Source organism: Dinghuibacter silviterrae (genome assembly GCF_004366355.1).
Taxonomy (GTDB): domain Bacteria; phylum Bacteroidota; class Bacteroidia; order Chitinophagales; family Chitinophagaceae; genus Dinghuibacter; species Dinghuibacter silviterrae.
The window spans coordinates 2,829,926-2,855,536 of the sequence record NZ_SODV01000001.1 but is presented as its reverse complement, the minus strand read 5'-3'; the positions used below and the strand labels follow the sequence as shown (position 1 = coordinate 2,855,536).

Annotated in this window: 27 protein-coding genes; 14 read left to right on the top strand and 13 right to left on the bottom strand. The window is 45.8% G+C overall.

Annotation, left to right across the window (positions count from 1 at the left end; all coding sequences use genetic code 11):
- Positions 1–188: 188 nt before the first annotated feature.
- The 4 genes from EDB95_RS12400 to EDB95_RS12385 form a co-directional block, all read right to left on the bottom strand.
- Positions 189–398, bottom strand: coding sequence for a hypothetical protein (locus EDB95_RS12400; protein WP_133994039.1), 210 nt, complete (start codon positions 396–398; stop codon positions 189–191).
- A 446-nt stretch (positions 399–844) separates the two neighbouring features.
- Complete coding sequence (locus tag EDB95_RS12395) at positions 845–1,351, bottom strand: hypothetical protein (RefSeq protein WP_133994037.1); 507 nt, start codon at positions 1,349–1,351, stop codon at positions 845–847.
- 29 nt (positions 1,352–1,380) lie between these two features.
- Positions 1,381–2,649 carry a hypothetical protein gene (locus EDB95_RS12390; RefSeq protein WP_133994035.1) on the bottom strand — a complete coding sequence of 423 codons (1,269 nt, stop codon included), beginning with the start codon at positions 2,647–2,649 and terminating at the stop codon, positions 1,381–1,383.
- A 267-nt stretch (positions 2,650–2,916) separates the two neighbouring features.
- Positions 2,917–3,693 carry a ceramidase domain-containing protein gene (locus EDB95_RS12385; RefSeq protein ID WP_162852574.1) on the bottom strand — a complete coding sequence of 259 codons (777 nt, stop codon included), beginning with the start codon at positions 3,691–3,693 and terminating at the stop codon, positions 2,917–2,919.
- Between the two features lie 104 nt (positions 3,694–3,797).
- Here EDB95_RS12385 and EDB95_RS12380 point away from each other — a divergent pair, with 104 nt between their 5' ends.
- From EDB95_RS12380 to EDB95_RS12365, 4 genes are all read left to right on the top strand, one after another.
- Positions 3,798–4,385, top strand: a complete 588-nt coding sequence (locus EDB95_RS12380) for a Crp/Fnr family transcriptional regulator (protein WP_133994031.1) — start codon at positions 3,798–3,800, stop codon at positions 4,383–4,385.
- A gap of 132 nt (positions 4,386–4,517) precedes the next feature.
- Positions 4,518–5,993 (top strand): hypothetical protein, encoded by a 1,476-nt coding sequence (locus tag EDB95_RS12375; protein ID WP_133994029.1) that lies wholly within the window; start codon positions 4,518–4,520, stop codon positions 5,991–5,993.
- A 12-nt stretch (positions 5,994–6,005) separates the two neighbouring features.
- Positions 6,006–6,431, top strand: coding sequence for a hypothetical protein (locus tag EDB95_RS12370; RefSeq protein WP_133994027.1), 426 nt, complete (start codon positions 6,006–6,008; stop codon positions 6,429–6,431).
- 400 nt (positions 6,432–6,831) lie between these two features.
- Positions 6,832–7,449 carry an RNA polymerase sigma-70 factor gene (locus EDB95_RS12365; protein WP_162852573.1) on the top strand — a complete coding sequence of 206 codons (618 nt, stop codon included), beginning with the start codon at positions 6,832–6,834 and terminating at the stop codon, positions 7,447–7,449.
- A 75-nt stretch (positions 7,450–7,524) separates the two neighbouring features.
- Here EDB95_RS12365 and EDB95_RS28005 read toward each other — a convergent pair whose 3' ends face one another.
- On the bottom strand, positions 7,525–7,848 hold the full coding sequence (locus tag EDB95_RS28005; RefSeq protein WP_133994023.1) for a DMT family transporter: 324 nt from the start codon (positions 7,846–7,848) through the stop codon (positions 7,525–7,527).
- A gap of 1,081 nt (positions 7,849–8,929) precedes the next feature.
- Here EDB95_RS28005 and EDB95_RS12355 point away from each other — a divergent pair.
- The 4 genes from EDB95_RS12355 to EDB95_RS12340 all read left to right on the top strand — a co-directional run bounded on the left by EDB95_RS12355 (position 8,930) and on the right by EDB95_RS12340 (position 14,022).
- A complete protein-coding gene (locus tag EDB95_RS12355; protein WP_133994021.1) occupies positions 8,930–9,355 on the top strand; it encodes a helix-turn-helix domain-containing protein in 426 nt (141 codons plus the stop codon).
- A gap of 184 nt (positions 9,356–9,539) precedes the next feature.
- Positions 9,540–10,196 carry a hypothetical protein gene (locus EDB95_RS12350; RefSeq protein ID WP_133994019.1) on the top strand — a complete coding sequence of 219 codons (657 nt, stop codon included), beginning with the start codon at positions 9,540–9,542 and terminating at the stop codon, positions 10,194–10,196.
- A gap of 124 nt (positions 10,197–10,320) precedes the next feature.
- Positions 10,321–11,835: a TIR domain-containing protein gene (locus EDB95_RS12345; protein ID WP_133994017.1), complete on the top strand. Its 1,515-nt coding sequence runs from the start codon at positions 10,321–10,323 to the stop codon at positions 11,833–11,835.
- A gap of 549 nt (positions 11,836–12,384) precedes the next feature.
- On the top strand, positions 12,385–14,022 hold the full coding sequence (locus EDB95_RS12340) for a hypothetical protein (protein ID WP_133994015.1): 1,638 nt from the start codon (positions 12,385–12,387) through the stop codon (positions 14,020–14,022).
- Positions 14,023–14,025: 3 nt separating this feature from the next.
- Here EDB95_RS12340 and EDB95_RS12335 read toward each other — a convergent pair whose 3' ends face one another.
- From EDB95_RS12335 to EDB95_RS12325, 3 genes are all read right to left on the bottom strand, one after another.
- A complete protein-coding gene (locus tag EDB95_RS12335) occupies positions 14,026–15,375 on the bottom strand; it encodes an ATP-binding protein (protein ID WP_211352096.1) in 1,350 nt (449 codons plus the stop codon).
- Between the two features lie 11 nt (positions 15,376–15,386).
- On the bottom strand, positions 15,387–16,082 hold the full coding sequence (locus EDB95_RS12330; RefSeq protein ID WP_133994013.1) for a hypothetical protein: 696 nt from the start codon (positions 16,080–16,082) through the stop codon (positions 15,387–15,389).
- Between the two features lie 80 nt (positions 16,083–16,162).
- Positions 16,163–16,522, bottom strand: a complete 360-nt coding sequence (locus tag EDB95_RS12325; protein ID WP_133994011.1) for a chorismate mutase — start codon at positions 16,520–16,522, stop codon at positions 16,163–16,165.
- A gap of 36 nt (positions 16,523–16,558) precedes the next feature.
- Between EDB95_RS12325 and EDB95_RS12320 the strand changes: the two genes are divergently transcribed.
- The 5 genes from EDB95_RS12320 (at position 16,559) to EDB95_RS27290 (ending at position 22,815) form a co-directional block, all read left to right on the top strand.
- Positions 16,559–19,498: a ligand-binding sensor domain-containing protein gene (locus tag EDB95_RS12320; protein ID WP_133994008.1), complete on the top strand. Its 2,940-nt coding sequence runs from the start codon at positions 16,559–16,561 to the stop codon at positions 19,496–19,498.
- A 47-nt stretch (positions 19,499–19,545) separates the two neighbouring features.
- Complete coding sequence (locus EDB95_RS12315; protein WP_133994006.1) at positions 19,546–20,169, top strand: response regulator; 624 nt, start codon at positions 19,546–19,548, stop codon at positions 20,167–20,169.
- 66 nt (positions 20,170–20,235) lie between these two features.
- The gene (locus EDB95_RS12310) at positions 20,236–20,895 is read left to right on the top strand and encodes a twin-arginine translocation signal domain-containing protein (protein WP_133994005.1); all 660 of its coding nucleotides are present in this window, start codon (positions 20,236–20,238) and stop codon (positions 20,893–20,895) included.
- Entirely contained in the window at positions 20,879–21,799 is a 921-nt protein-coding gene (locus tag EDB95_RS12305; protein ID WP_133994002.1) for a c-type cytochrome, read from the top strand. Before EDB95_RS12310 ends, EDB95_RS12305 begins: the two co-directional genes overlap by 17 nt.
- Positions 21,800–21,897: 98 nt before the next feature.
- Positions 21,898–22,815 carry a hypothetical protein gene (locus tag EDB95_RS27290; RefSeq protein ID WP_162852430.1) on the top strand — a complete coding sequence of 306 codons (918 nt, stop codon included), beginning with the start codon at positions 21,898–21,900 and terminating at the stop codon, positions 22,813–22,815.
- A 28-nt stretch (positions 22,816–22,843) separates the two neighbouring features.
- On the opposite strand, the gene EDB95_RS12290 is transcribed toward EDB95_RS27290, so the two are convergent.
- Genes EDB95_RS12290 through EDB95_RS12280 form a run of 3 tightly spaced genes read right to left on the bottom strand, consistent with a single transcriptional unit; the run spans position 22,844 to position 23,968 of the window.
- On the bottom strand, positions 22,844–23,425 hold the full coding sequence (locus tag EDB95_RS12290; RefSeq protein ID WP_133993996.1) for a DUF502 domain-containing protein: 582 nt from the start codon (positions 23,423–23,425) through the stop codon (positions 22,844–22,846).
- A gap of 12 nt (positions 23,426–23,437) precedes the next feature.
- Entirely contained in the window at positions 23,438–23,710 is a 273-nt protein-coding gene (locus tag EDB95_RS12285) for a hypothetical protein (protein ID WP_133993994.1), read from the bottom strand.
- A 3-nt stretch (positions 23,711–23,713) separates the two neighbouring features.
- Positions 23,714–23,968 (bottom strand): short-chain dehydrogenase, encoded by a 255-nt coding sequence (locus EDB95_RS12280; protein ID WP_211352095.1) that lies wholly within the window; start codon positions 23,966–23,968, stop codon positions 23,714–23,716.
- A gap of 41 nt (positions 23,969–24,009) precedes the next feature.
- Here EDB95_RS12280 and EDB95_RS12275 point away from each other — a divergent pair, with 41 nt between their 5' ends.
- Positions 24,010–24,276 (top strand): hypothetical protein, encoded by a 267-nt coding sequence (locus EDB95_RS12275; protein WP_133993992.1) that lies wholly within the window; start codon positions 24,010–24,012, stop codon positions 24,274–24,276.
- On the opposite strand, the gene EDB95_RS12270 is transcribed toward EDB95_RS12275, so the two are convergent.
- Complete coding sequence (locus tag EDB95_RS12270) at positions 24,273–24,563, bottom strand: RNA recognition motif domain-containing protein (protein ID WP_133993990.1); 291 nt, start codon at positions 24,561–24,563, stop codon at positions 24,273–24,275. The two genes, EDB95_RS12275 and EDB95_RS12270, sit on opposite strands and share 4 nt — an antisense overlap.
- 205 nt (positions 24,564–24,768) lie before the next feature.
- Positions 24,769–25,605, bottom strand: a complete 837-nt coding sequence (locus EDB95_RS12265; RefSeq protein WP_133993988.1) for a DUF4382 domain-containing protein — start codon at positions 25,603–25,605, stop codon at positions 24,769–24,771.
- Between the last annotated feature and the right edge of the window lie 6 nt (positions 25,606–25,611).

Here is a 25,611-nt window from a genome sequence, read left to right as displayed (position 1 = left end):
ATGTCCAAATATGCCTGAAAATGCATGAAAAGACACTATTCCTTTTTGTTAGTTCCTTATCTAGCAAGGGTTCCGCTCATAGAAATGAATATAATTGGGCTAACTATCTTCGTCTAATGCAACCGCGACGGCGTTTAGCGGGCAGTTCTATTTGTGCAAAACTGCCCGCTTAGAAACCAATTGACTCATCAAGAATTAGGTGGATCACCTAATTTTTCAAATATCACGCGGACCTGACGAGGGGTATAAAGATAACCTGTTCTCTTTCCGATACTTTTTTTATGAGGAATAAGCCAACGTGTCATTGTCTTGGGGCTAACCTCATAAAGCTCTGCTAGTCCTTTTAGATTATATGACTTAACATCCTCTGATACAATCGAATTCTCATTCTTTTTCATGTTACCAAATTGGAAGTAGTAGTGAGTTAATAGCATTACACGGGAGTTGAAGCTAATTCGCATGACCGAGGCCGGCGACCGGTTGCGAGGACGTTGCTTTTTCATGGCGCCAATGCGCCATAAAAAAATGGGTAAGGCTGAACAACGGAACATTTTGGGTTAGTGAGGTTAAACGCAAGTAAATATTAGTGATCTATAGTAATTTATTAATAATTTTTTAATAGGCAATCTAAAAAGATCATAAATATTAGGTATCGAAACTAACATTTTTCTTACGGTGGAGGATATGCGGAGCAATAATGGATCAATTAAGGAATTGACGGAACAAGTTTTGGAGCAAAGGGGATCTTTGGGAAGCTATATATTCATATAAAGGGGTATCCCAAGGGGAAAAGCGACCTAGAATACTTCCAGGTCGCTCATCAACAGTAGTAAATCGGTAAATGTCACTTTGTTTTCAACGAAATAGGCTCGAATAGTTTTGGAATCCCCATAGACATTGGTGTATCCATTACTTTAAGGTGGTACTTTGTATTTAAAACTTTGATGTCGAAATTCCTTGGCAAAGAATCTTTTTGTGTCGATTCGCTTAAAACAGTCGTATCCATCGTAACAATTCCTGCACCAACCTTTAGACGAAATTCTGGATTATTCATCAAATAAGGCATTGGTGTCTCCCCCCCTACGCAATCCATTTCATTCAACATGTTTTCTAAATTGGGTTCCAACCATCTAATAGACTGAAAGTACAATATGAACCCAATTTTTTCTGATTCGCCCAGTCTGACTTGGATATTTTCCTCTAGGCTTTTAGTAGAATCAATAGAAGTTGGGAAAAAAATAATATCCTGGGGAATTTCATTAATATTTGGAAACACAACTATGCACTGGATTCTTTCCAATTTTCGGTTCTGAGCACTCGCCAGCTCAAAAAAGGAATTACTAAAACTCATCAAAAGAAGAATTCTCCACAATTTAACACTTATTCGCATGCTGAATACGCTTGAGTTACAACTGGATTCGCTGGATTGCTCGGCGGCGTCCTAGTCACCGTTCCATAACCACTCGAATACGATTGCATATAAACATTCGCCTGTTGTGCCCAATAGGTACCCAAATCCAATACAGTCTCCGTTGGAGCTGCCTTGAATTTGTTTCTCATATCATATTCTGCCGCATTGAGTGCATCCGCTGCCATCTTCGCCGCATCCGAAGCCGAATAGACCAACTTACCTCCTGAGCTGTAGTACGGCAAATTAAAATAAAGCGTGGAAGGAATTGTAACCTTTTCCTTGACATAAATTCCGGTAGTCGGATCCCAATAGACCAAATTGCAATAAATATTGTTCAATCCCGCTGTTTGGGTTAAGTTACTACTGGTAACCGATACAAATGTAAAGTTTGCTGGACAAGTGTACCCATAGTCATCCGTTACGACCGTAGCTGTTTCGTCTCCCCCATCGTCAGAAGGTCCAGTCACAGACACATAGTCACCTGACGAGGAAACAGACGTTCCGGTGGTGCCTGTAGAACCGCCGCCGTCATCGCATACCTCCTGCGTATATGAATATTGACAATTAGAGAGATTCCCGTCGGCATCGGGAGTACACCCATACCAATCCACATAGTAGCAGCCAGTAACTGGAAATTCGTCGGTTTGATTCTGAGAGAGCGTCGTTACCTTACTCACCTCATCCATTGCGGACGTTGAACTATAATAACTATGATCTGATACTCCACTAGTATAATGAAAACCTTTGAGAAAATCTCCTGACCAGTCCTCTATATTAATATATCCGCTGAACTTTCCACCTGGTGACTTCAAATAAACGTCATCGGGCATCCATGTCAGCACTTCCGCATGGTTTTTATCCAAACTATCAGTATATATAAGTAAGGATGTTATGCTGTTTATAGGCAAAGATGTAGTTCCATTATCCCGCTTAATGTTCAATTGCTGCTTAATCTTCAATGGAACGACGACAGCATCACCACTACTTATATGCACTACCCGGGCAGCACTCCATACCGGTCTTTTGTCAAGGCCAAACCTTGGGTTCACGCTGAGCTGTTCTTTATCGGTTATTGGAGGCGAGAAGACCTTTGAATCAAAAAATGATTTTGCCTCCGCAATCTTAGCACCAGGGTTTGCAGCGGAAGATACCCCAGCATTTTTGTGACATGAGATCAGACCGGCGATCAAACCTCCAAGAATAATAGCAGTAACCGCAACCAAATTGATTTTTTTCATAAATTATATTTTAGATTAATATGTGTAAACATACTTCTACCGCTCGATATCGAAGCATTTATAATCTAAGGTTTCGCAATGGGCCTTAAAAGGGAGTCTTGATTGATAAAGAAAATCCGATAGGGCTTGTCGATAGCATATTGGCGACACCGCCAGAAATAAAATGGCTCTGCGGAATATGACCGATATAATTTGGGCTTTGACATAGTTCTCAAGATGCAAGTGCTATGGCGTTCCTCATTACTTAAGATGTTTCATTTGTGATTCTTATTTAGTATGAAATGAAGGTTTGTCAGCATATCGCTCCCTGAACATACCCACCAAATAACCCGTGCTGACAGCCGCCGCCAAATGCTTCAGCGTATGGCCACTTACTACTGTAGTCCAAGTAAATATGGGGCCATCCAGAAACTCAAGTATCTTTGCTACCCCATACCAAATAACCACCCAAACTAAGCTTCTCAGGCCTTGATAGCCCCCGGAATGTCCAAATAGAATAAGTATCAGCGGTATACAGATCATCGGAAAGAATTGAACCCACCAATAAAACCGTAAATCCCCTTTTCCAGAAAACTCGGTTACATGCCAGTATAAAACACTCCCTACACCTAATGCTACCAAAGGCACCACCAGCCAAACTCCAGTCTTTCGATCAACCCATTCAGCTACTGTTAAGGCAAGAACTGACATAAATACAATCGTCATCGGCATGCGATCCCAAATTAGTCGCTCATTGTCCGGTGCCCAATGATAATAGGCCGACCCCAAGCCGGTTAGCGTAATCCCAGTAAATAAAATGGCAAAAATTAGCTTTATTCCACCTGGGGCTTGTCGTTTATAAAGCTCAAGAAACCCCCAACAACCAATCCCCACAAAAAAAATGTTACTCATTACGTTTCCGAAGTTCGGCACACCAAGCAAGCCCCTGGAGTCTACAAACCGGTGAAAAGCCGGATCTTGCCCAGCACGCGGCAACATCGCCGCCGCCGCTGCCGTAACCAGAACGACGGCCCATAAAATCTTTAATTTACCAGTCCTTACCATACGAACGGATTTAAACATTGATTTTCAATATCATAAGCACATCAAATTGCTTTTTGCCATAACTTTTATATCTTCCTCCATTGTTTAGATATTTGCTTTCCACTATGACGTCTGACTTCTTAGGCTACCTGAACGACATCGCTCCTTTAAGTACTGAATGCAAAGCATATCTTCAAACCGAGGCCAGGGTTAAAACCATTCATAAGGGCGACTATCTCTTAAGAGAAGGCGAAATTTGCAATAAACTTGGCTTTCTCCAATATGGGTGTCTCAAATCCTCCATCATGGATGGCGATAAGGAAAAAGTGGTCTGGTTCTGGACGACTGGCGATATTTCCACCTCCACAAAAAGTTTTTTCGAACAAACTCCCTCGAAAAATTTTATTCGCGCCCTCGAAGACACGCAGTTTCTTTACCTCACACATGAAACGCTCCAATACGTTTACATAAAATATCCTGAAAGCAATTTTGTTGCCCGGCTTATATTAGAGAAATACTATGTCAGGGAGGTAGAACGAGCTGAACTCTTACAAAGCCAGACCGCAATCGACAAATATCAGTATCTCATTGCCAACCACCCGGACTTACTAAATATCGTCCCCGATAAGGATATCGCATCATATATAGGTATCTCGCCCTATAGACTCAGTCACCTCCGTAGTCAATTGCGTTCGCGAAAACCTAAAACTTAGCCATTTCCCTTTCTGTAACGATTGCAATCTACCACATTACGTTTTTTATAAAGTTGCTATATAGCAACTCTCTCAAGGTAGGCCAGTTATAATTTCGACCTAAACTTATACCTCAAACCCAAACAAGCTATTATGAAAAAGAGGGCTCCATTTTTAGGCATATGTGCCATACTTATGATCTCTGTAGGCACCTACCTATCCTGCCGAAAAGTTGAAAGCAGGGCAACTACTGAATCGTCTCAAATTTCAGAAGCAAGAGCTTTTTTCGAACAGTTTATTGGCCCCAAGCACAATCCAGACACAACGGTTGATGCATCTCACATTAGAATGACGCTGCATAAAACACCCCTATGGAACAAATCCTACGTCGATGATCTTCCTTTCGGGAAAACAATTACCGTCCCGCTCCAGATAAAAGAACCTGTTTATTATAAAAACGGACGAACCTCGATTTCCATAAGCGAACTAAGCTTTCTGATCATGTATAAGGACCAGCAGGGAAATTATCAAGCGGAGGTAGTTACCAAAACGCCAACGGATACATTCTTGCACTCCAATCCCACGACCCGTATATTTTCTGGCCAAGTCCGGGTTGAAGATTGGGCTGGAAATTTACATAGCGTCTATCAGTATGCGCCAAACGGGTTAATTACACCTATGACACCGGCTAATTCTACCAATCTGACCGGTACCTTAAGTACATTATCGGCCGGATCAATTCAAAAAGACAACGTTCCGGTTACACCATTGGGGAATTGTACAGAAACCGATTGGTACGAGTGTTGGGCATATGGTGAGGGTCCGTTCCAATGCGAATCATGGTACCAGGAAATCGACTGCTCTGGCGACGGAGGGGGAACTAGTGCCGGCAGCAGTATACCCGCTGTTGCTTACCAGTATGTCGCAGCACCAGGGGGCGGCACAACTGCAGCACAAACCTATCAAAACGTTGTAAACAATTTCATTGCAATATCACCTTCTATTCCTATCACAAATTTCCAATCCTATACTCAGTGCTTTGATAATTCAGGAGTAAGTTACTATGTCACATTGTGGTGCGATCAACCAATACCGGGGACAAGTGCATCATATAGTCTTTGGGGGGCGGCAGGTTCCGGATCTTCCGGTCAAACAGTTAATGTTGGCCACACTTTTCTTAGTTTTGACGAATACGGAGGTGTTAATGGGGAGCAAATCACCAGGTATATGGGATATTATCCGAGCGGTTTTGCATGGCCAGGAAGTCCAATAAAACCGGGAACTTTAGGGGATGACGAACAACACTCCACAAAAGTGGCTCTTCAATTTCACGTTACGCAGACCCAATTCTATCAAATCTTAAATTACATGGGGAACGCGTACAATACGACATATAATCTGAGCTCAAATAATTGCACAACCTACGCTTTAAACGGTCTACAAGCGGGTGGTATCAACATTACCACACAACAAGGAACTTGGCCTGGGGGTGGTGGATACGATCCTGGCGACCTTGGCGCAACTATGCTAGGTCCCAATCCCTACGGAACAAATGTTACAGGTGGGAACGTCACAAGATTTACAAATATGACAATAGCAGGGTCAAATTTTGGAAGCTGCGATTACTAAATTTCTGTTTCGATGAAATCAATATTAACCATCTTAGTAACTGTATATTTCTTTCCAATTGGTATCAAAGCGCAAGAAATAGACTGGTCGAAAACAACGAACTGGAAAATGTACGACGTCCCTCGTGTTCACTATAATTCACCTGTCGATTCATTGTCTCAATTCGACTCTGTCCGTTTGAGCCTAGCAACGCTACAGCAATTCCTTGGCAACGTCACCAAGATACCAAAAGAAAACCGGCCTTACTGGGAAGGGGTCTATATATGTACGGCTCAAACAGAAACCGGTCAGAGAATAAAAGTTTATGTAAGTACCTTCGGTGGCTTTTTTATGAACGGCAATACAATGGACTGCTATGAAATTCCGGATGACCGAAAGGAGGATTGGCAAAAATACTTTAAAGATGAGTGGATGTCGATAAAACGAGCTTCCCGATGATGTTTATTGATCCCATAAAATTCAGAAAACGACTAACAAAAATAGTTCTAATTACACTAGGCATAGTTATACTAGTGCCCAATCTGTTTCCAATACTATCGGCCTTCAATTCCTATACATTCAGTAATAAAGATGGGCGTTTTGTATTCAGGGAATATCCAATGTTCGGGACTGACAGGGTTATGATGAACAAGCAGTGGGAGAGTTTTCTCGACACAACGAGTTCGCCGAACAAAACCTTATACAGGACATTTGCCAGAAATCCTCTGCATTTCTGGCAATGGGGGGAATACATCTTCAACGGACGTTACTACTATCCCTACTACAACCCCGATTCAATACCCTTCCCTGTTATTCAGCCATATACCCCTCGTCCAATCCCGCCACCTTAACAATTGTTATGGCATCTGACCAATTGGTAGATACAGTTTCAGAAGAAGACTTCCTTGTGGCAGAGTTTCGAAGAGGAAAAACGCGAGCTTTTGAGCAACTATTCCTAAAGCACCACGGAGCAATTTGCTACTATACACGGGAGTTTATAGCCGATACCGAAAGTGCAAAAGATATAGTTTCTGATATATTTATAAAGCTTTGGAGGCTCAGGGAAAACTTTGAGAATTTGCGAGCCATCAAGGCCTTTTTATATGTCAGTGCAAAGAACGCCTGCTTGAATTACCAAAGGCACTCCAAGCTAGTCGCCAATCACAAGAAAACGGCTTTGCTGGAGCTCTCCAATGAGGAACTGAGCGATATTGTAATGAAACAAGTTTTCGAAGCAGAAGTTATCCGAGAAATAAACCAAGCCATTGAAACTCTTCCAGTACAAACCAGAAAGATTGTTTTGCTCACGCTCCAGGGGATGACGACTGAAGATATAGCAGCTATTATGAACCTAACCGTCCAGACAATTCGAAATACCAGAAGTAGGGCTACGCACATTCTTAAAAAACGGCTGTCTGACGCAAAAATCGCACTCGTTATCATTGCACTGTTGGTTGATGCGGCAATGGTATGCTAAAAGATACTACAGAGATCGTCCCGCATAAAATATCGTTGATATCTTATGCGGGACGATTGTTGGCATAGAAGCGGCTCATCGTACACTAACCATATATACACCGGCAATTATTACAATGGCACCCATAAAATTCAATAAACTAATCTTTTCATGAAAAGCCATCCAAGAGGTAAGCAATACCAAAATAATGCTTACGCCACAGAAAATCGGATAGGCTACAGATAGCTTCAACTCCTTTAGGGAGCGCGTGAATAAAAAGGTGGTAATCCCTGCTAGGATCAGGCCACCCGTAAACTGAAGCACCCATTGAAAGCTATATGACTTTCCAGAGACGGCCTTCAACACCAAATAAGAGAGACAATTGATGATCGTTGAAATTGCGAGTAAGACATATCCCATTGCGTTGGCTTTTATATACTACAAATTAATAATTCTTTTCGTCACACCAAGAGTGTATGGGCTTCGATCAAAATTTTTATGCTTCCGCTAATTGAATATCTTCGGCTCAGCTATTTGCCCCTGCTTCCGGGTCATTTATGCGTTGTTCACATGGTAATCTACTGTCTGGATGTACATCGTCATCGTCGTCTTCATCATAGCCGAATTCTTTATACTTTGGCCTGTCTTCTGTGTGACTAGTGCCAAGCCTATCCCAATAACAAGCTGACACCGTAAATGACAGAAAACATTCAAATATTTCATGGCGCCAAAGGTCTACAGCAGAAAAACAGAGGAATCCAATTGCCATTATCAGTGCTAATACTTGCAGGGGTTTTGCGGGTCTCATTTGCATTTATTTTGTTTTTGAAGAAAAGACGTAGATTCAATGAGCCTTTCCACGGATTCGAAGAATAACAAAATCTCGGTCCTGGTAAATTCATTGCCGATATCCTCGTCCGCCATACAAAGGAGGTTTGCAAGGGCAAGCCCGCAAAGGTTTCGACAGAATTCGAGGTCGAATTCCTGAAAAAAACCATCGATTACTAGCACTGGAGTGCTCCTTTCCTCCGGAGTCAGACAGGTAAGCCGGTCTTGGAATATATCGTACCGCTTCATACGTTCAACTTTTAACAGGTATTCTTATATAGTTTTGTAGATTATGTTTGTATTCTTGTGGAATAAATAATAGATCATAAGGGATACCTTTGGCTAAGTATCTTCAAGGACAGAAAAAGAGCATGGGTTAGCCCCTGACATTATCTATACGCCACAGAACATAACCTCAGACAGGGACGCCCATGCCTATCTATACACACACGCTGAGAAAAGGATTATCTGTTTAAGACATAAAAGGATATGAAATAATCACCCCGCTTTTAATTATAAGTGCAAGTAACGGATTAAATATTTGATTATCAATTGATTGTGAGAATAAAATAGACGTTTAAGGGTATATTTTAGACAGTTTGTGGTATATTGTAGAACCACGTTTTTAATTTCTCTCTATCTTACCAATATATATAAGGATCAAAATTAATATATGACAACCATTGATAAACCCAAAAAGGTACATGAAGGCCGGAATGTGAAGCGCTTCCGGGAATTGCTTAGTATGAAACAAGAAACCCTGGCCGCTGCACTGGGTGAAGATTGGTATCAAAAAAAGGTTTCCCAACTTGAACAGGAGGAGACCATAGATCCTGAGGTCTTAGAACGAGTGGCAAAGGCTCTGAAGATACCCGCAGATGCGATTAAGAATTTTGACGAAGAGGGTATTTATAACTTCATTGGAAACACTGTTACAAATAACCAGAATGTTGCCTTTGTGCAGTATAGTCCTGTTTTTAATCCACTGGAGAAATGGATTGAGGCGATGGAAGAAAATAAAAAATTGTATGAGCGGTTGCTGGAGTCGGAGAGACAAAAGGTGGAAATTCTTCAAAACCAAATGTCTGCTAAGAAATAGCAGCTTCTTTTATAATTATATATCAAATTGACAACGAGACAAATCGAAAATGGAGTCAATTTTAAAATATACTGGCATAGCGGGACTATCAATTACCCTTTTATATCTTCTTTTTAAAAATATTCTTAGCAAGAAAATTATTCCGATACTAACCAAACGTCAAGGCTATAATATATTGCGATTGATGATCCTTGGGATATTCCTTCTATCCGTATTTAGCCTCATTGCATATTTAATTATGCATTCCGCTCCAAAATCGTTCTCGTCAAAAAATAATGTACGTGATACTTCAATAGTAATCCAGGGAAATAGAAATGCTATAGTAACGGAGAACCAAGGTACCATAGTGACTGGTGATCATGCAAATATAAATCAGGGTCCCCCCGAATATGATGGAGATTTTGCCAATAAACCTTTTGAAGAATTTGTCCGAGAAAATGACGGTAGAACTGTCTTTATAAATATAGATATTCCAAACGTCCCATTTTCAAAGGATATAGTTGACAATTTTGATTACCAAGATCACAATAGAATTCCTACATACGTAACGAAATTTGGATATGGAAGAACTGGCGACATCAATCTTCTTGAGTTTGCGGTACTCTGGCCATGCGATCCGAAAATTTATTGGAAAGACGCTTCCCAAGATGAATTGAATGATGACCATATATATTATGCTGGACCACTTGAGGGCATCTTAACAGTTAAGTTCATTGTCAATAATCTCAACATAGGGTTTATAACTGAAAAATTTCATGATATCTATATAAAAGGCCAATATCGGGTTAACTACCAATTAGGAGGCCAAGGCCAGAATTTTGTTACACTTAGTCCAATTTGAGGCAGTCTGTTTGACCTTTAGGAATACATGCAATTAGATATCCGAGTCTCCATTCATTATATTTCAGTAATTTAAATTAATTATTTATTTGACCATGCATTTTCTAAATACAACTTTATAATTTATGGAATTGGAAGATGTCTTTAATGAGGCTGCATTTCCCAAAAATACATTTATTGAAATTAAAGAGTACCCTTACATAAAGTCGGCGATCAGAGCAAAAGGGAAGCATATCACAATTTCAGGCCCTTCTGGAAGTGGAAAAACCACGATAATTAGCAGACTTCTTCTGGATGAAGGAATTGAATCTCGTGATACACTTTGGATAAATGCCCGTGAACATGCTAGTGCTAATAGCTACGCTGAACTATTTTCAACAGTACTAAAGACTGATCCGGATTTCGATGTAATAAACGACTATTTGAAGATGGTCAGATTCATTATCATCGATGACTTCCACTTTTTGACAGCCAATACTCGATCTGAGATTGCAAAAAATCTTAAACTACTTCATGAAAAAGACATTAGATTTATACTTATTGGAATATCTAGTTCGGCCGAAGAATTGGTAGGTATTGATGCTGAATTAGGAATTAGAAACGATCCATTTCAGCTCAAAACCCAATCCGAAGAGTTTGTCGTCAAACTAATCAAACTAGGGACAAAATTGCTCAACGTAGAGTTCGACAATGAAACAATAGTACAGATTATTACAGCTTCAAATTGTGTTCCTTCAATCGTACATGTCATTTGTCGAATGTCATTACTGTCAAAAAACATGACAAACACTCAAGCCGACTTGACCAAATTGTCAATTACATTGAAAGATCTTAAAGATGATATATTGAGGATCTTTGACTCTAAATACTTCAATAAAATAGTCGCGCTCACAAAAGGTAAACAACAAGCCAGATCAGTTCACAACACTTACTTTGACATAGTTGCCACCATTGCATCTGAGACTAGATCGGAAATATCAACAGAATTTCTATACGACAAAATTGTCCGCCCAATACCTGATGCAAAAGAAAGGGGGAAAAAAGCCACTTCCTTCTATAATTGCCTAAATAATTTAGATGAAATCATTGCTATTAATAACATTGATGATTTGTTGCATTACAATAAAACCGGGAAATCAATATCAATAGAAGATCCATCACTTAGATTCTACTTCAATTTATTAGATTTTAACAAGGTGCGAGAAAAAGTCCACGTCAGAACACCAGGATTTACTTATGACGTTGCCATTTCATTTGCCGGAGAGGATAGGGATTATGCGAAATCATTAAAAGTAGCATTTAGGGAAAGAGGCCTTGAAGTCTTTTATGATTTTGACCAACAAGCGCAACTGTGGGGCAAAGATTTAAATAAAGCCTTAACAGATACTTATAGAAACGATGCACTCTTTATGGTGATTATAGTTTCTAAAAGTTATCCGGAAAAAGATTGGACAAATTTTGAATTCGCTAATGGTAAGGACGCTGAAAAAATTCGTCCGCTGGAGTACCTTTTACCTATTAGAATTGATGACACCCACATTGTAGGCTTAAAGGAAACCATTGGATTTATCGATTCTCGAAAACAGTCAATAATAGAAATTGCAGACATCCTTGCTGAAAAAGTAGACCAAGTTGCTTAGAATTCCTTGGAATGAAGCCACGAATCCACGCAAATATTTGTACAGCTTTCCATAAATTCCGTTTGGAGGGCACATCCTAGGTGAAGTTGTTCAATAGAAAATAATCGCTGATACCTCAAATAACAAGCGGAAATGGAGTACAAAAGCTGGTAGGTATCTATTATTTATGAAGAAAATCTTTTATTTGAAACCCTAAGAAGTTGATCTTCAATAAATCGGATATAAAAAGGTTCGAAACTTGTCCCCTCCTCCCCGCCTTACAGCGCCAGCGCGATTCCCGCCGACTTTGTCGGCGGGATTTTCGTTTGTAGCGTATGGAACGAGCTATCTCGTTCCGGCCGCGGAAAACGAAAATCCGACCTCGCGCCAGCGAGAGCGAGATCAGCGGGGGGCTGCAGGGACCCCTTCGGGGATCACCGTAGCGCCGAAGGCGCGGAGCTAATCCCTCTCTCAGCAAATGCGAACAAACCATGCATGGTCAACCTCACCTTTTCCTTGTATTACAACCAACACTAGTTAATTTGCATTTTTCCAAACTCCAAATTTGTTATGGCTAACCATAAAAACACAATCATCTGCTGGTTCGTCGAACCTCATGAAGTGGATCTATTGACAAATCAGCATATTCCTTTTCAACCAACCTACAGCCCCTATTTGTATTTCCAACTCATAAAAAAAGGTGAAAACACTTTAGAGGGATATCTAGGTCGACACGACGTCGATGATAGCTTTCATCAAGTGATTGATTCTTATTATTCTTACTTCAGTAACTACCAGAATAACAAGAAAGTTTACATGACGATGGATAAAATTGTTGTCTATGAACTCATCGAAATTCTTCCATCTAATCCATTGTTGTTCGTATTTAAAAAGCTAGAAACCAATGTGCCAGCTACTCCATCAACTCCTATCAGACAGGTTAAGGCAGCGACAACTGTTCATCGCATACACTTTGAAGATTTAGAAAGCATAAACTTCGAAAGATTAGTCTTTGCTTATGTTAATCGGCTTAGAACCTGGGAAGATTTATTTTGGCTGGGCGAATCTGGTAACGAAAACGGCAGAGATATCTGGGGTACTTATAAAGAGAAAAACTATTGTTACCAATGCGCAAATCATAGAAAACTTCCTGCAGACAAAATTAAAAAAGACATTGATAAATTGGTTGAACACGGTCATATTCCCGATTCCTTTATTGTTGTTTCTGGAGGCAGCGTGAGTGCCACGACCAGGAACAACATAAGCAATTATGCACATGAATCCGGGATAAAACATATAGAAATTTGGAGCGGCGGCGAATTGGAGGAAAGGTTGCGAAAGGATCATCCCGATATTCTACTAAGATTCTTTGATGGACAATTACTACCAGAACTGGAAAGTTCTAAAGCTGACGCCCAAAAAGAGAATAAATCATTTCACTTCGATGATACACCTCCCTCACTGGCAATTGGTTTAGAGCCGAATCTTCATATCATGGAAACTGATGATGAGATTGCATTAGCCTTGGAAGATGCTCAATTTAGAATCCAAAAATCGCTTGAGCCGCCGATAGAAATAAGGATCCCCCGTGTGCATGACTTGTATAATCAATATTTATTGCTAAGTGACTCGGCAAATACGACGAGCAATAAAAAAAAGATCCTAGAATTAAAAAAGATATTGATTGCTAGCAAAGACATAGAAAATGAATTTCAAAGAAAAGCAAGACTTCTTTTTACCGCAAATCTATACGTCGTCACGAATGATTTCTCACTATTAGTACAATCATTTAAGGAGTTATTAAAGTTGAGCATAAGCCCTGATAAGCTGATCGAAGAAACTGATTTAGTCAACTACATTGATTGCAGTGGACGTAAAGAGCAACCAAAAAAATATGTAGGGAACATTAAAATCGATATACTTCAGCGACGCGGAGGGAAAATCGCATTCAGCATCTGGCTTTCCGATTCAGAATTGGACAATTTATTATTAAAAAGCCCTGTCAAATTGGACAGAAAGGAAATTTTAGAAAACCTGTCATTCATGGGATTCGAATGCTCCGATTTATCGATTGATGTATTTGCTAACAAAGCAATTCCGGCATTTATCGACAAGATTTACGATTTGATTTATGTCGATAAAATTATTGACGAAAGTGATACCTCATCATGGATACACCTCTCGTCTTATTTGATAGGACTGGGTTAAATCTTAATACAAAAACCCAAACATCCATAACGGCACCTTACTCCCAACCCCCATCTCAATATCATCCGCCGCCACCAGGTAAGAAGCTTCGCCCTTAACCTGCCCCGCATTCTTAGATTTCCCACCAACCTCAATGAAAAGGTCACCCACCTTAAAATCCCCCTGAGTCGGCGCTGTAACGCTAAGTCCAGCATTGACCAATTGCCCCATTAAGAAGGTCTCACGAAGATTGCCCATATCGGGAGAAGCCTGCATGGCATAAGCCAGGTTGGTATTCTCTAAATATATTTTCTCCGGTTTTTGAAGCCGGGAAACCCCCTTGCCCTCAGCCGAAAGCAGGTTTAAGAGGCGCGCATCCTCCAACTGATAGATAAATTCGTAAATCTTGTCCCGATGAAGCCCCATTTTATCTGCCAGCGCAGAGATATTGGGCTTGAAGGGCGCCGACTCGGCGATGACACCGAGCAGCTTCTTTACCCTTGCGGCAGTACCGGCATTATAAGAGGCCAGCGTGGCGAGATCAGCCTCCAGCGTCGTATTAATCACCTGTTCCAGCCGCGGCAGGTAGCTTTCTTCCCCTTCGGTAAATATCGGGAGGTACCCTTGGCGCAGGTAGTGTCTGAAGTCAGGTAGTGGTTGTACTTTTTCAAGCACCGACCGGCTAACCTCACGATGATGTGCACGAATGTCATCGAGGCTCATGGCAGGGAAAGTACCCCGCTCCGTAAACTGCAGGTACTCCCGGAAGGACAATCCCGGTAGCGAATAGGAAACAACCCGCCTGCTGAGATCTGCTTCGCCCCGGTAAATATCCAGTGCGGAAGAAGCTGAGAAAATGACTTTCATCCCTGGTAAGCCATCATATATGTTCTTCAGCTCCCTCGACCAATGCGGATATTTGTGGACTTCATCGATAAACAAGACACGCCCCCCCTGTTTCCACCAATCCATAGCTGTATCCAGGAGACTGTGCGTATAAAACCAAGTATGATCGGCTGTAACGTACAATCCTTTTTCCCGCTGATCCCCCAATCCAAATTTCAGCCTTTGTAAAATAAGCGTCGTCTTACCTGCCCCCCTGGGGCCCCGGATCCCAATCATCTTGTCATTCCACCGGATCTTGGCTACACTTTCCCGGCTAAACCGGTTCTCCACGCTGCCCAGCAATACATCTTGAAACGCCAAAAGTGGCTCCATAAAGTGTTGTTTTAAAACAACAAAATTAGTAAAATAATGTTGTTTTAAAACAACATACCGCAAAGAAATAAGTGAAATTAAATATTTATGTTGCTGATTTTCAATAGCAAAATTAGAAATAGGTTCGAAACTTGTCCTCTCCTCTTCGCTAAACACGTTAGCCGCTTCTAAGGCACAGCAAGTTCACGCTGCCCCCCTTGACCCATCAAATGATCCATTTTCCAAGACCAATAGAGGCCATGTACTTCGTCAAATTCCTCCCTTTTTGATTCGGCAAACGGACCAAATTTTTGATCGAATGAGTTTAGGTAGCCACCGGCTTCAGCACTCCCGGATATATACGCCCAAAAAAGCCCACGCGCTACCAGGAGGAGAGCATTATCATCGCCGGGTGTCAATTTGTTGTATTGGTCAAGCACATCTTGTATCTGGGACGAGGTAAATTTCGTTAAGTCGTTACGATAATCCGAACGGACAACGAATTTTGATCCCTTGTAATAATATCGCTCGATCCTAAAGGAAGTGGAAATAAATTCCATGTTTTTCCCAATGGGGAGGGTGACGAGGTGCCGCACCATGATCGTATCTTTGTCCTGATGGATTGTACAGGTCTTGATACCGTCCCAGCCGCGAAAAAAACCTTCGTCTCCGCAGTGATATAATATGACCTCGGAATAGACGGTGTCGCGATCGACCTTTTCGACGTCCCCGCAAAGCCCGATCTGTTTGCCATTGCTTAAATAAAACATCTTTTCCGGCGCGCCTTGATGGGCCAGGTCCTGAACGGTTGGACAATGGCAAGTCTGCCCGAGCGCCGCGTGTCCAAAGGCGGGGATGAGTAACATGAATAGAAACCATTTCATAGGGTTGAAAATAGTCCTATTTTATCATGCCCTGATAAAGGCGCGCATTTTTAGAAATTCTCCTACAAAAAAGTTCGAGTTTAAATCCCGCCAACGCTCCTTCCCCTTTTCAAACTATCCTCAATCCGCAAACTCTCTTCATGAATAGCATTCATCAACTGAGTGATAAAACCGGCCGACAGCCCTTCTTTTGCCCCGGCCTCAATGCTTTTTTGCAGGACCTGCTGAAAGCGGGCCGGCTGCAGCGGGGGGATGTTGTGTTGGGCTTTATAGAGGCCGATCACCGTTACCGCGCGTTCCCTGGCGCCTAATATTTCGATGAGTTTTTTATCCAGTGAATCGATCACCTTTCGTTGAACGTCGAGGGGGTTGGTTTGGGCCTGGCAGGCGGTGACACCCGCGATACATAGTACGGTGAGGAGTAAAATGGTCTTTTTCATTGTACTAATTTACCCTTATTTTCTATCTTTACAGGCATGAGGAAGTGCATTGTCATAGCACTTGTCTTGCTTATCTCCTCCACCACTACCGGCGCACAGGACATTCCTCATTTTGTGGAAAAACTCACCACCGCGGAAGGCTTGAGCAGCAACGTCATCACGGCACTCGCCCAGGACGACAACGGTTTCCTTTGGATAGGTACGCCTGACGGCCTCAATCGCTACGATGGAACGGAAATCGTGCACTATACGAACACGCTGCCGCATAGTTATATCAATTGTCTGCTCAAACTTCCGGGCAATGGCCTCGCCATTGGCACGCAGGCAGGCCTGAGTTTCTACAACACGGCTACGGGCGTTTTTCAAAATTTCTATTCCCATCATCAACCTTCCCTGGATGACTACAACAATACGATCATTGCGTTGGCGGTCGATGCCCGGGGTAACTGTTGGGCGGCCTCGAAGAACTGCATTTATATCTTTACCCCGCAACACCGGCTAAAAAAAATACTTTCCTCCAGCTTCACGGCTATGACGGCGGCCAGGGAAAGGCTGAGTTTTGTAGAAAAAATGCTTCCCCTTTCCGATGGCGACGTTTTACTATACCTCCATGACGGGTGGGCGATGTATTCGGCCACGGCTGATCGGCTTATTCACTACCAACGGCCGCCGGCCTTTCTACCCACGGCTGCCGGCCGGCTTTTTAAAATAGGGGACAGACACCTTCTTTCCATTCCAAAGGGCAAGGATAGCCTGCTGCTCTTGGATGAGCACGGCAGGGAGGAAAGCAGTTGCTTTTTCCCTTATAATAAATACCCTTACATTTCGTGGGCGCAGCAGGCCGTAGCACTCGATGCCGGGCGGGTTTTACTGTTGTTGCACAATTTTGGTTTTTTAATCCTGTCGCTGCACCGGGGAGAGACGATGTCCCTGTCGCCGCTGCTTTTTGAGGACAGTGAATATAAGACGGCCCTTTGCGATCTTCAGGGCAGTTGGTGGCTGGCCACGACAAGAGAAGGTCTGCAAAAAATCTCGGCCGGTCACCAATACTTTACCGGTACGCCGCTGATCGACCGTCAAACCGGGCGGCCGGTCCGTTATGAAGTGACCTCCTGTAACCGGCTGGATTCCACCCTGTGGGTCTTCACTTATGGGGATGGGTTCTTCGAGATGGATCTGCCCTCGGGCCGCCAGCGACAACACCGGCTGACGCACACGGGGAATGACATTTGGGCGAACTTCATCTGGAATTCGAGCAGGCAGGGCAAGGACACGCTCTTTCTCGGCACCCAGATCGGCCTGTTCTGGTATTCCACGAGGACGGGAAAAAGCGGCCGGCTTTCGGCATACCGGGGCAAACCGCGCATACTCGACACCGTTGCCATTACCACCCAGTTCCTGGACAGCCACGGTCTCCTGTGGATGGGGCTGGGAAAAGGTAAAGGTCTCTGCACTTATGAACGGTCCACGCACCGCTTTGACTGGTACCCGGGTAATTCTCCCAGCGGCTACCCGCTAAGATACCCCACCGACATAGCCGAAGATCCGCAGGGAGATCTATGGTTTACCAACGATGCCAGCAACCTGCTCGTCCGCTGGCATCGAAGGAGCCGGCAATTTGAAACCGTCGGCGGTTGGAAAAAGGTGGGGCCCTTAAAAGGCATTTGTTGCCCGTCCGATTCCATTCTTTGGATCGGCGACATCACCTGCGGCCTGCTGAAATACAACCTCCGCAACCATCACCTTTGCTATTATGGCCACGAACAAGGGCTTGTGAACTGTCATATATCGGACATCCGCGAAGACGAACGTAAAAGACTCTGGCTCGTCACGGAAGGGGGCCTCGCCTGTTTCGATCCGTGTACAAAGACCTTTACCAATTACACGACAAAGGATGGCCTGCCGGTTCCTTACCCTACGTCGGATTTTTTTTATGATTCCCGGGATAGACGCCTGTATTCCGGCGGCCATGGCGCCTGTTTCTTTTTCAATCCAGGCGCTATCCTGGATCACCCGGCGAGGAAAAACACCTTTATCACGGCCTTTAACGCCCGGCAAAACAATGTCACGATCCAATACGCCGCGGTTGACCTCCTGGACGGGCCCTCGACCAATTATGCGTATCGCCTCGTCGGCGCGGACACGGCTTGGATCATGGTGGGCAGGCAGCGTCAGATCAACTTCAGCCGGCTTCCCCCAGGCCGCTACACTTTCCAGGTGCACGCCACTGTAAATGGACCCATCGCCGCTGTCAGCTTTCGCATCGCCCCCCGCTTTACACAAACCACCGGCTTCTATGCCTTGCTCCTCCTGGTTTTTGCCATAGGGGTCGGCGCCCTTTACCGCTACCGTCAAAAACAGGTCAACCAAACCCTTCAGATCCGCGGCGAAATCTCACGGAACCTTCACGACGAGGTCGGCGCGGGTCTCACCAACATCAGCCTGAGTAGCCTGTTGGCCCAGCGGCAGTTGCAGGGTGAAGGGACGGTAAGCCACATTTTGGAACGTATCTACGAGGACAGTCAACGGGTATCGGAAGCTATGCGGGAAATCGTCTGGAGCATCAACCCAAACATCGACACGCTGGGCGAGGCGGTGCCCCGTATGATACAATATGCCGCTCACTTACTGGAAGCAAACAACATCGAGCTTCAGGCCGAGATCGTCCCGGAAGTGGAAAAACTCCGGCTGAACATGAAACAACGCCGCGACGTTTACCTCATTTTCAAGGAAGCTATCCACAATATGGTACGACACTCCAAAGCCACAAAAGCCATCGTTCAGTTCTACCTTTCGGGGAAAACCCTGCTCATGAAGATCTCGGACGACGGCAATGGATTCGACACCTGCGTTGCCGCTGCGGGCAACGGCCTTAGGAATATGCAGGAACGGGCGCGGCAACATCGTTGGAAACTTGAGATCAGGTCCTTGCCCCAGCATGGCACGACCGTTGTCCTGAACACAACGCTGACATGAATATGCTATTGACAGCCCGACCTTCGGGTTTTATTTTAAAGTCTGATATGCCCACAAGCATTGCCATCTTCGAAGACAATTCTCCGCTCCGCGAATCGCTGACGGTACTGTTAAGCGGTGTGGAAGGGTATATCGTATGCGGCGGTTATGAGAACTGCGCCGGGGCTGCCGACGTCATCCGGCAACACCAGCCCGACATCGTGATCATGGACCTTGATATGCCGGGTGTGGATGGCATTGAAGGCCTTCGCATCATAAAAGAGCAACGGCCGGAAACCTTTATCCTCATGTATACGGTATTCGAGGACGAGGACCGCTTGTTCCAATGCCTTTGTGGCGGGGCCAACGGGTATATCCTGAAGAACTCTTCTTTTGTCTACCTGCTGGAAGCCATCGAGAATATGCTGCATGGCGGCGCGCCCCTTTCTCCCGTCATCGCCAGGAAGGTATTGCAGTCCTTCCGCCCCCCACACACAGCGTACAGGCTTTCGGACCGCGAAAAAGAAGTACTGAAGTATCTTATAAAAGGCTACAGCTATAAAATGATTGCCGTCCATTGTCATATCAGCCTCGACACGGTAAGGGGACATATCCGGAACATCTATTCCAAACTACACGTCAACTGCGGCCGGGAAGCCGTATCAAAAGCGCTCCGCGGGAACATCCTGTAAGCGGCATCTTCATGCCATTGACGGCTTTTGGGGACGAACCTATTTTTATGGAAAACACTGGTCATCATGTCCACCACAACCCGTCGCAGCTTCCTTGGGAACATAGCCGTAGGCACGGCCGCCCTGGCTACATTGAATGTTCCGCTTCATCTGAATGCCACACCCGCCCGGGCTGGCGATGCCGACACCTGGTTCAGCCAGCTCAAAGGCAAGCACCGGATCGTATTGGACGTCCCACACCCCAACGAGTTATTTCCGTTCGCGTGGTCAAGGGTCTTCCTCATGACCAACATGGCGACCGGTACGCCCGAGAAAGAGAACAACGTCGTCGTCGTACTCCGTCACGAAGGCATTCCCTTTGCGTTCGAGGATCGGATCTGGGAAAAATACAAATTCGGGGAGGTATTCAAGTACAACGACCCGAAAACAAAAGCCCCCTCCACCCGCAACCCCTTCTGGAAACCCATGCATGGGGATTTCACCGTTCCCGGTCTCGGCCCCGTGGATATCGGTATCGACCAGTTGCAAAACAGCGGGGTCATGTTCTGTGTCTGCGATGTCGCCATGACCGTATACAGCGCAGCCCTGGCAGGAAGCGGCGACCCGGCCGAGGTAAAAAAGGACTGGATGTCCGGGCTGTTGCCGGGGGTCCAGCCCATGCCTTCCGGCGTTTGGGCGGTAGGTCGCGCCCAGGAACACGGATGTTCCTATGTTTTCGCCGGCTAGGTTATGCGGGTGGGGTCTCGTAGTCATCGCCTGTTCCTGCAAGCCGCATGGGAACGGAGGTCTTGACTGGAAGGCGCCTGATACGGCCCGGATACCAGCTACGGAGGAAGGCAGGCTCATCCGCTATGGCCGGGATCTTATCGCCAATACTGCCTATTACCTTGGTCCAAAAGGAACAAAGGCCGTCCTCACCAATGGCATGAACTGTCAGAACTGTCACCTCGACGCAGGGACAAAAGCATGGGGCAACAATTACAGCGCCGTATACGCCACTTACCCAAAATTTCGCGACCGCAGCGGATCAGTGGAAAATATCCACCGCCGGGTAAACGACTGTCTCGAAAGAAGCCTCAATGGCCGTCCACTGGATACCAATAGCCTTGAGATGAAAGCCATCTCCGCCTACCTCCGGTGGCTGGGGCAGGATGTGCCCAAAGGAACAAAGCCCGCGGGTGCAGGCATCAGGGATATTCCCTTCCTTGACAGGGCAGCCGATCCGGAAAAAGGCCGCCTGGTTTATCAACAGCTCTGTCAGCGATGTCACGGCGCGGATGGCCAGGGGACGCTCAATCCCGACAGCGCCAGCTACCGGTACCCTCCTTTATGGGGAGCCTATAGCTATACCACCGGTGCAGGACTCTACCGCATCAGCCGTCTGGCCGGCCTGGTAAAAGACAACATGCCTTACGGTGGCTCCCACGACGCCCCTCTCCTCACGGACGAACAGGCATGGGATGTGGCTGCGTTCATCAACAGCCAGCCGCGACCCGAAAAGGTCTTTCCGAAAGACTGGCCAGACATCGCGCGAAAACCGGTCGACCAACCCTTCGGGCCGTATGCGGATACCTTTAGTGCGATGCAACACAAATATGGGCCGTTCAGTCCCATTAGGAATGTGCACTAGCGCCATTTCCCGTATTACTGCGCATTCCGATTACGTAGTATTACTTGTGGTTGTCCGTAGCCCTTCTTCTACCTTCATGCCTTTAACAAACATGCGCAATGAAACATTCAACAACAGGGCTCTTCACGATACTGCTTGCAGTGGCCATTTGGGGAGTCTCCTCCTGCACCAAAACCGGACCTGCGGGCCCCCAGGGAGCCACCGGCGCCACCGGTGCCGCTGGCCCCGTAGGCCCTGCCGGCTCGAATGGCAGCCAGATCTATAGCGGGTCGACGACTCCTTCCGCCAGTACCGGAAACAACGGGGACTACTACCTGGATGTCACTTCGGACGTTTTATATGGCCCCAAAACAGCCTCCGGCTGGGGAACGGGTATTTCACTGGCGGGAGCCACAGGCGCCACCGGTGCTACCGGGGCTACGGGAGCCACCGGCGCTACCGGAGCCACAGGTGCGACGGGCGCCACCGGCAAAGCCGGAAGCCAGATATATTCCGGAAGCGGGGCGCCGCCCGCAGCTACCGGAACCACCGGCGACTACTACCTGGACGCCACCAATTATGTGTTGTACGGCCCCAAAACGGCCTCCGGCTGGGGGACGGGGATTGTCCTGAAGGGCGCTACCGGTACGGCCAACGTGATATACTCCGCATGGGGTTATGCCACCAATGCCAGGGATACGATGATTGACGAATCCAATCTGTGGGTGGTCGATTTCCCTGCAAACGCCCTTAGCCTGGCGGACCTGAGCACCGCGAGCATACAGGTGTATCTTCAGTTTGGAGGGGGTGAAGAGGTCTTGCCCTATATCGCCAGTGCCGGAAGCGTCAACAGTACGCTTGCCTTCATTCCGGAAGTGGGGAATATCCTGATCACCCGTTTTACCTCGGATAACTCGGGGAGTATAGAGATCCCGTTGAGCTTGCAATACAGGTTTGTGATTATCCCGGGTGGCGTGGAATCGACAAAGATTGTAGATCCTTATGCCCAGGGATCTTTTAATCCTAATAATTTCTAGACGGGATCGGGAACGCTGGGGGCGGCCTTTAGGCTTCCCCCAGCAATCCCCCGCCCGACCGGATCAATATATTATCCAGCTCTGTAAGTGAAAAGGAAAGTCTTGTAATCTGCTCGACGCGTACAACGTGTACCGCGCCACCGCCCATGATGGTACTGGTGGGGAAAAACACCACGGCGCGCCCTTCTTTTTCCTCCACCAATATGCCTAACTGCTGCGAGGAAGACCATTGCACCAGCACGGGGGCGCCCTTCTTCTCCTTTACGTGCAGTTTTTCCTCCATCATTGACTTTAGGAAATCGTACCCCGGCATCATATCCAGTACTTGTTGCTCCAGCCAGTTCTTGGCACGTTGAAGTACCGTAATATGGACCAGGATGCCCAAGGCAAAGACAAAAGCAACGAATCCCAAAACCACCATCGGCAGCAACAACAACAAACCGCCGTGCGATTGTACCCAGGGGTTGCTTTGGGTACTGCTCATGGCGCCTGCGATACCTCCGATAGCGCCGCTAAAAACCCAGCCAAGTGCGACCAGTGGGATTAGAAAAATAATGCCATTGATAAACGTGTTGCGGATCATGCCGCCTGTTTGTCGTACGATACTCATTTTATTGTTTGGCTACTCGTAGATCAACTCCAACCACCGCACCACCGATATCTCACTCCTGGGCCCCAGCGGCAACTTATCCCGCAGAAGGGATTCAATTTTTTCAACCTCCGCAATGGTGATCCCGGTAATCGATGTGCAGAAAGTATTGATGACGAAAAGTACTTGCTCGCCGTTGAAGGGGTCAAAAGCACGCCGGGTAGGGCTTCCGCTGTAAACGACCTTACCGGGCGGCTTTTCCCATTCATAGTCCTTGTGCGTAAGATCGTCCTTCGAATACAGCATGATCTATGGTATCGACAGCTTCGAGAATTCCAGGCCATTGAATATCCTGGCGTGGCTAAGGCTTTTCGTACGGATATAGTCATCCAGGTTCGGGGACATGACGATCCGCCAAAAGTTCTTTTTCTTCAATTCCTCGTAGTCGGGGGTTTGAATGAAAACACCCTGGACATTTTTTCTTGTTTTAAAGGATATGGTCACGGATCCAGATGCTCCTTTTGGATGCAACGCTATAAACTTTTCGATCTGTTGTACGGTCATTGATGTATTGGTAATTGAATATAAAGCATACCTTCGTCGATATGAGTATACAAGCAACGGGCATGGACCTGCTGAAAAAGAACCTCGATAAAGTCGAGGAAAAGTTCATGTCGTTTTTCCAACAGCACGAGCCGAGATGGCCTTCGGAAACGCGCGATTACATGCACAATCACCATCAAAGCCTGTCTCGTTTTACACCCTCCAGCATTTCCTTTGAAAAGCTCCAGTTCAACGACTTCCCCGAGGAAATTCTCCAACAGGTACGCCTGGCGTTCGAAGCTTTTAAGAGAAGCGAAGAGTACCACTAAAACCTGTTCCGGTTACGGTTGGGTTGGAACCCACCATCGGATTCATCCCTTTTCGGCTTTGCAGGGGCAATGGATAGCGGCCGGCCTTGCAAATCAACACCTTGAAGCTCGCGGATGGCGTTTTCGCCGGCGGCGTCCGGTATTTCCACAAAAGCAAACCCGCGGGACCTTCCCGTAGCTTTATCCATAATAATGTTAATGGAGTTAACGGCGCCAAAAGGCGTAAAAAGAGATTGAAGATCACGATCCGTTACCTGGAAAGCCAGGTTGGAGACATAAAGAGTCATGCTTAAAAAGTTTAAAATGTTAGAGACCAACTGAGAAGGGCGATAAAAAGTAGAGGGGACTTGACAATTACTTCTTTTGCTAAACTCAATGTTACCTACGAAAGTACGGTTTAATTGCCGAATTGCAGGTATAGATATGCAAAATGGCTCAAACTAGGGTTTTTCCCAAGTTTAGAGCCATTTTGCATCATTATGGTTTCCCGTGCTATTGCTTCAACTCGACACTCCCTACATCGGTGATCGTCCCGCGCACCACGGGAACATCGAGCAACGCCGTATCGTGGTAGCTTGAAGCTGTCGCGTGGAAGAAGACGTTTACCGTAGCCGTTTTTATCCCGCGTATTTCCCACATACCGGAATCCCCGGTGAAGGAAGGCAGGGCCACCAGCGTATCGCTGCCGCTGATGACGCCGACGAGGGGCGCGGACGCGTGGGGCATGACGATCCCTTTTATACTGGCGCTGTTGGTGGTGAACAGGCGGATAAAGGGTTTGAGTCCGAAGTTCCCCTGCGCGAGCTCGACGATCGAACGCCCGGCGTCGATGTCCATCCATAGCTGGAGGGGGGTGTCGCCCAACTGTATCGTATCATTGGTCACGGGGACGACCACCGTGGGTGCAAACAGTAAACCCAGTTGAACATTGATGCCGTTTGCGGTCACGGAGCTTTGGTTCCCGAAGACCACCTTGATCGCTTTAACCTGTCCCTTTTTGAGGTGCGTTGTGCCCAACGCGGTATCCATGCCGTTCCTGAGGTTCAAGAGGTTATATACCCCGGGCATGATGTCCAGGGGTTCCCAGTGATCGGTGTCCGACCACATCATTATGGACATGGATTCTATGTCCACGTTTACGGCGGTGATGCTGGCCATGGCATCGATCAGAACGGAGTCCGGGGGCGTGGGCGGGGGATCGTCCGTCAACATCATTTGGAGGTCTTGTTTGTCCGAAGAACCCCCTCCTGGTGTCGTTACCTTGATACAAGCAGGAATCATCGCTCCCAGGCATAGCAAGGCCAGGGAAACCACAGTAGTGCGTTTCATAGATGC